This window comes from Hallella bergensis DSM 17361 (assembly GCF_000160535.1).
In the GTDB taxonomy this organism is placed as follows: Bacteria; Bacteroidota; Bacteroidia; order Bacteroidales; family Bacteroidaceae; genus Prevotella; species Prevotella bergensis.
Genome location: NZ_GG704780.1, coordinates 709068 through 715400, shown reverse-complemented (window position 1 = coordinate 715400; position 6333 = coordinate 709068). Strand labels below are relative to the sequence as shown.

The window sequence follows — 6333 nt, the reverse complement described above, 5'->3', positions numbered from 1 at the left end:
ACGGCTGAAAAGAGTGAGCAAGTGTTGGCAATTAAGTTTGTACAATGGGACGTTCCCCCTTTGGAGAGCCTTTGTAACAGCAAAGTATATCTCCTGCGTATGAAACTCAATCGTGGTGAGTGTATGAGCCGTGAAGAAAAGAATTGGCTATGTGAAGCGGTGAACTCTAATACCTATTTCCACACAGCCGTTCCCCTGCAAGGCTATCGCTTTGACTTCTTTGATGTACTGAAGAAATATCTTGTCAATCAGTACGGACAATGGACAGAGTATTACGCACCCGACAGAACAAGCCTAAGAGCCTACCTATATGAGCGTATCAATCAAATAGTAGAAATCCCAAAATACTAAGCAATATGAAAGGAACAGAACATTTCACACGGACAATAGCCGAGTATCTCAATCAGCGTGCTATGACAGACCCTTTGTTTGCCCCTAACTTGATGAAACCGAACAAGAATATCGAGGAGTGCATCACCTACATTCTTAATGAAGTGCAGAAAAGTGGTTGCAACGGCTTTGATGATGATGAAATCTTCTCTATGGCTGTTCACTACTACGATGAGGACGATATAGAGGTCGGCAAGGCTGTTTCTTGCCAAGTTGCCGTTAATCACGTTGTGGAACTAACGGAGGAGGAAAAAGTCGAAGCAAGGCAGGAAGCCATTAAGCAATATCAGCGTGAGGAACTTGCCAAAATACAGAGCCGTAACGCACGAGTTAAAAAGACCGAGAATGTAGCAACCCATGTACAACCATCACTATTTGATTTTTAAGCCTATGAAACCGAGAAACAAATTTGAAAAGTCAGTTTTGGAACAAAGCAAGTATCTTTGCCCGATAACCAAGACACAAAGTAAGTGGGCTTTCCGTGAGTGCATAGACCACTTCGCCTACCGCTTGCCAAAAGGTCGCACCACTTGTATGGATTGTGGGCATAGTTGGGTAATGAACAAACATAGAGAAACTTGCACTTGCCCTCATTGCAGGGCAAAGTTGCAGGTCAAGGAAACCTATGAGCGCAAGTTGCAGCAGAAGCAATATTTCACCATACTTACCACTTGTGGAGAGTTTCAAGTATTACGTATGTTCCTACTTGTTGTGGGTATGGAGAAAGGTTACAAAGCACAGACTTCCATAATAGAGATTGGGCAATATTGGTGGAATATGCAGGGACGAAAAGCTGTGGTTGCTATACAGAGGGTATTGGGACACTATGTTGATACCTTTTCCTATTATAGTCCTATGGCGATACGCAACGATAATGAAGCCTATCAGCATATTGCCTACTCACCGATATATCCGAAGTTCAAGGTTATAGACATACTTCGCAGAAATGGTTTTAAGGATAATTTCTATGGCATCGTACCTACACAGCTTATTCCGGCATTGCTTACAGACAACCGTGTAGAAACATTGCTAAAGGCAGGTCGTACAGACCACTTACGTTACTTTCTTGGCAACAGGAGGACTTTTGAGGACCTATGGCAGTCCTACAAGATTGCAGTTCGTAACGGTTATGAGATAGCAGACATTTCTCTTTGGAGTGATTATGTAGATACACTTAGAAGATTAGGTAAGGATATACATAATCCAAAATATTTATGCCCCACAGACCTTAAAGCCGAACACGACCGCAGACACGAGGAACTTCTCAGACAGCGTGAAAGGGAGGAAATAGAACAGAAGCAAAAGAAAGCAATGGAAGATGAAAAGCGTTTCAAAGAACTTAAATCCAATTTTTTCGGTATCCATTTCACGGACGGCACTATCCAAGTCCACGTATTGGAGAGTGTTCAGGAACATTTGGAAGAAGGTGTATCAATGCACCATTGCGTATTCTCTAATGCATATTACCTCAAGGAAGACTCCCTTATCCTTTCGGCTACCATTGAAGGCAAGAGAATAGAAACCATTGAAGTATCATTACGAACTTTGGAAGTGATACAAAGTCGTGGGGTATGCAACAAGAATACGGAATACCACGAGCAGATAGTAAACCTTGTGAATGCCAATCGAGGTCTTATAAGACGAAGAATGAAAGCAACAGTATAAAGTATGAACCATTAAATTATTAGAAATATGAAAACTGAGATTGAAAATATTATCTACAACTGGGCAGATGAGATACCACATATTCTCATTAGGGTTATCAACGCAATAACCCTATCCGACAGCAAAGAGGAGTTAAGGTCAGCTATCAACAAAATAGCTGAAGAAACAGAGCTTGATAAGTTCTTTGCATACGGCTATGGCGCGCATCACTTTTGGCTCAAACACCGCAAATTATCCAATGGAGAGCCAAAGGAATACAGATTATTAAAAGTTGAATTTTAATTTTATGAAGAAGAAATTTTACAGAGTTCGGACGCAATACATCTTTGAAGGAGTGTTCGATGTGGTTGCGGAGAGCAAAGAAGACGCACGGCAGAAAGTCCTGCAAAATTGTGGGTTGGTGATGGGTGGTAGCATTCACAGTACTTTGCCCGATGATGAGATAAATTGGGCATTTGACAGACATCCCAACAAACGAATAAGTAGAATAACGAAAGTGCAGAAATAGTGTTCTGAATAACAGTAAAAGCCACGCAAACCGAAATTTGCGTGGCTTCTTTTCTTTCTCTTTGAACGAGTAGGCGACCAAAGAAAAGAAGCAAAAGAAAGTCGCAGGAATATATCTGACTTATACTCTATCTTTCTTATTGTATCTTATCTGCTAAATTTAGAATGGAAATAGATGTTGAGATACCTGCTATCAAGGATGAGGCTAGTTTACCTTCTATATTTATTTGCCCCTCAGAAGGCTCCGTTCCAAAAGAGAGTCCATCTTTTTTCAATAGTTCGTTACAGAAACGAACAAATTCTTTCTGCTTTCTAACTGGAGAGGTTGATAATCGAACAGCTTGTTCATTGACCAAACGTCCACCATAATATAGATTATTTAGGAGAATTAGCAAATCTGGGGCACAATCTTGGATGAATTTGTCGACATCTGACATTTCGTCATCACTTGACAATGTTCCTAAATCGAAAAAATCTATGGCAACTTCCTTATATTCATCTTTCAACTCCTTCTCCAAAAGCAATAAAAATTCATCTATTTCATCCTTGTACTTTGTGAATACTTCAAGGTATTTGCTTAATTCTTCTGGAGTAGCTAATTCATCCATTTGATTAGAGATATCGTAATCTATTTGTCGCAGAGAATTACACAATTCATCCATACGTTCTCCAAAATGAATGAAATCAACGCGGTATTGACGTCCTTTATTATTCTTTAAATCTTTTCTAATAGGATACCGCATCACCATAGAGTCAGGATCAAATTTATTAATTTCTTTTATATAATGTTCTATTGCATCTAAATTGACAGAGCTTCCTACATGCTTTTTCCCTGCATCCAAAGTCGGTCGCAAATTACTCCATAGAGATTGAAGATTATGTCCACATTTTAAGAACTTTTGCCTTTCCTCTTCCGTATGGTTGCCATGGTTAAAAAAAAGTGCCTTTAAGTATGCCTCTATGGAATGTCTGTAATTGAAAAATAGAGGATATATCAGCGTATCAATTACTGCTATCTTACGGCTATCAGAAATCATCTTTCCCAGTAATATTTTTGCAGAATCCCAATACCCATCTGATATCGAAACGAATGAAAATGCTCCATTTCCTTCCCACCCAAAATGTGAAAAAGGTTTTCTTTCCAGAACCTCTTTTTCTGTCAGCTCTCGCAAAATTACATCTGTTTTATCCATGATTATGATTTTTATTTAAATTAATTAATAATATGCTATTATTACAAAGATATTAATTTCATTTTACACAACCAAATTAAAATGTATAATATTCAAGAGTAAAAATAGCAGTCTATGGTTAAGGAAGAAAGAACAAGGCAAACTCCACTTGCCTTCGTTTCACCAATCCTTTTAAGACCTTGCCCCTATATCGGCAGAACGAGACATATTCCCGATAGAAGTTCCTATCTCCTGTCTCTATTTTTCGCAGCAGTCGGCTCTTGGGGTGCTTACTATATCCGAGCAACCTTCCCACACCCACATTGTAGGCAAGCAAGGTAAGCAGCAAGGCATCCTTCCCATAGCCTTTGAAGTGTTCAAAGCATTTCCAAAGGTCGGCACGGAGCAGCGAGTCTGCCTGCCGTTCCGTCATATTGGAAGAGAAATGCTCGCCCGGTTGCAACTGATGCCCATATCCGACATACGGATAGCAACCTTTTCTGTGTAGCCCATCGAAGTATTTCACGACCACCACGGCGCGCTCAAAAGGAGGCAAGTCTGCCAACCGTACCCTGCGCTGGGCAAGGATCGGCTGGCAGAGCAAGCACATTATACAGAATAAAGCAAAGCGTTTAGTTGTTCGCATCGTTCAAGGCTCTGGTTACTACTGCGGTGGTCTTTCCCTTTTCCTCCGCCTTTTCGTTGTTGAAACTGAAAGACAGTTGCTGCATCTGACCGAAACAGTCCTCCACATACACGTCAATCGTCTGGCGGTCGGTGGAGAGCGAGGTGTAATAAAGGCGGAAAACGTCCTTTGTGAGCGGATAGCGGTCGTTGGGCTTGAACACCGTGCCATCGTCCATCTTCAGCGTTCCCTTGCCGTCGGGCTGGAAGTATCGGATGATGTAGCGTGTGTCGGCAAAATCGCCCCCACGCTTGAGCGTGCAGCGTATCTCTGCCGTCTGTCCCTTAACAATGTCCTTCTGAACGGGCATCGTCTCGACAGTGAACGGATAAGACTGCTGAACATCCAAATTCCTATCACAAGCAGATAGGCAAAACACGGCAAGGGTCAGCACACCCATTACCCAAATCGTATTCAATATCTTCTTCATTTTTTCTTCTACTTAAAAGTTAAACCTTAGTCCCGCTGAAACAGCCGGACGGAAACGATGCACGTCTGTTCCAAAGAGGAAGCGTCCCTGTGCCTTTACAAGAAAGAGAATCCTGTCCGTCAGGAACACCTCCACCGAGCCATGCACGGCACCGCCATAGACGAAGTGTGAGCGGTCGAGCAGCGTAGCCCCATCGGGTAGCAGCTTCTTATCCTCATTCAATTCCTCATAGCCACCCAAAGCAGATATGCCCCCATAGAGAAATACATTCTTGCCTCTGTCGGAGAGAACTGGGTGCATATAGCCCACCTGCAAAAGTGCATCCTTGAGTTTTACGTTATAACTTCTGTACGACATATTCTGCTGTTCATACTCTGCCATAACAAAGGTATAGTTCTCACGACCCAGATAGCGGGTGAGTGATGCTCCCATGCCGAAATTGTCAGCTGCAAGGAACTTTTCACCCTTGATAAGTGGAACACTCCCTACGACCTCTATTCCCCTTTGCTTGGGTATCAGTCGCTGTGCCTGCGATGGCAAGCTAAAAGCCATAGCCACCGCAACGCAAACCGATAAAATGATTTTCTTCTTCATAATGTCTACCATTTCAGTTTGAGGTTATCAATCTTCTTTGCCAGCAGCAAGTCTTCCTGCCCGACATAAAAGGTCAGCGTACGACCGCCATTTCTTTCATAGAGCGTCACTTCAAGCTGCTTGTCTTCTGCAAGAGAAAACTGCTCGAGCGCAAACACAGCGTGTTCACTACTCATGCCACGCACCTGCATTACCTGATGATAGGCACGAAGTGGCTGAAGCACCTGCTCTTGTATAGCGGTACGCTTTGCCATCTTCTTATCAACCACCTTGAAGGTGATGAAGTCCACCGAGTATGGCATATTCGTGCTGTTTTCCATTCGAGTGTGGAAATACAGCAAGCCGTTATGGGCATACAAGCCACGAAGCAGGAACTTCATACCGAACTGCTGCGAGCCGATATGTTTGACGGTACGCCTGTTGTTCTGATAGATGGTCTGCATCATCAGTTTGACGAGTACGGGCGACTCGTTGCCGAGTTCCTTGAAATAGATGTCGGCACGATTGCTGGGCAATCGCCCCTCAGTTGGTGACAGGAAGTCCTTCATCTCGATGCTTAACTTCTCCGGCTCATCGGCATATTTGACACTAAAAGCGTAAAACGAGCCGTCTTCGCAAATCACGCTCATGTTGGTTTCCGTCTCAAAATCCTTCACGGCAGCCTTCACACGCAGCACGTTCTCCGCATCCTCCGCCTTGCCTGCAATCAAGTTATTGCTGCCCAAGTCCACATAGCGAATGGGAGCAGGGAAAATGAGATGCACGGTTTTGTCGAAGGTAACGTCCAAGCCGTAGGGCAGGACGACACGCCCATTAGGTATGGCACGGCTCATACCTTGAAAGAGTTCGCCAGAAGAGAGAGGACGATTAGGCGTAAGCGGTGTGCCGTT

General features: G+C 43.2%; 10 protein-coding genes. 5 read left to right on the top strand and 5 right to left on the bottom strand.

The features are described 5' to 3' along the window. The 5 genes from HMPREF0645_RS02760 to HMPREF0645_RS02740 all read left to right on the top strand — a co-directional run. On the top strand, positions 1–351 hold a 351-nt coding region (locus HMPREF0645_RS02760), incomplete at its 5' end, for a hypothetical protein (RefSeq protein WP_007173313.1). A gap of 5 nt (positions 352–356) precedes the next feature. Then, complete coding sequence (locus HMPREF0645_RS02755; RefSeq protein ID WP_007173312.1) at positions 357–776, top strand: PcfK-like family protein; 420 nt, start codon at positions 357–359, stop codon at positions 774–776. A 4-nt stretch (positions 777–780) separates the two neighbouring features. Beyond that, complete coding sequence (locus tag HMPREF0645_RS02750; protein ID WP_007173311.1) at positions 781–2055, top strand: PcfJ domain-containing protein; 1275 nt, start codon at positions 781–783, stop codon at positions 2053–2055. Between the two features lie 27 nt (positions 2056–2082). Then, positions 2083–2337: a hypothetical protein gene (locus HMPREF0645_RS02745; RefSeq protein ID WP_007173310.1), complete on the top strand. Its 255-nt coding sequence runs from the start codon at positions 2083–2085 to the stop codon at positions 2335–2337. 4 nt (positions 2338–2341) lie between these two features. Continuing rightward, positions 2342–2563, top strand: coding sequence for a hypothetical protein (locus tag HMPREF0645_RS02740; protein WP_007173309.1), 222 nt, complete (start codon positions 2342–2344; stop codon positions 2561–2563). A 136-nt stretch (positions 2564–2699) separates the two neighbouring features. Here HMPREF0645_RS02740 and HMPREF0645_RS02735 read toward each other — a convergent pair whose 3' ends face one another. From HMPREF0645_RS02735 to traN, 5 genes are all read right to left on the bottom strand, one after another. Then, positions 2700–3755, bottom strand: a complete 1056-nt coding sequence (locus HMPREF0645_RS02735; RefSeq protein ID WP_007173308.1) for a hypothetical protein — start codon at positions 3753–3755, stop codon at positions 2700–2702. Positions 3756–3873: 118 nt separating this feature from the next. Further along, complete coding sequence (locus HMPREF0645_RS02730; RefSeq protein ID WP_044123153.1) at positions 3874–4380, bottom strand: glycoside hydrolase family protein; 507 nt, start codon at positions 4378–4380, stop codon at positions 3874–3876. Further along, entirely contained in the window at positions 4367–4849 is a 483-nt protein-coding gene (locus HMPREF0645_RS02725) for a DUF3872 domain-containing protein (RefSeq protein WP_007173306.1), read from the bottom strand. Before HMPREF0645_RS02725 ends, HMPREF0645_RS02730 begins: the two co-directional genes overlap by 14 nt. Before the next feature lie 12 nt (positions 4850–4861). Next, positions 4862–5455 (bottom strand): conjugal transfer protein TraO, encoded by a 594-nt coding sequence (locus HMPREF0645_RS02720; protein ID WP_007173305.1) that lies wholly within the window; start codon positions 5453–5455, stop codon positions 4862–4864. Continuing rightward, on the bottom strand, positions 5449–6333 hold an 885-nt coding region (traN, locus tag HMPREF0645_RS02715), incomplete at its 5' end, for a conjugative transposon protein TraN (RefSeq protein ID WP_007173304.1). The genes HMPREF0645_RS02720 and traN, both read right to left, overlap by 7 nt.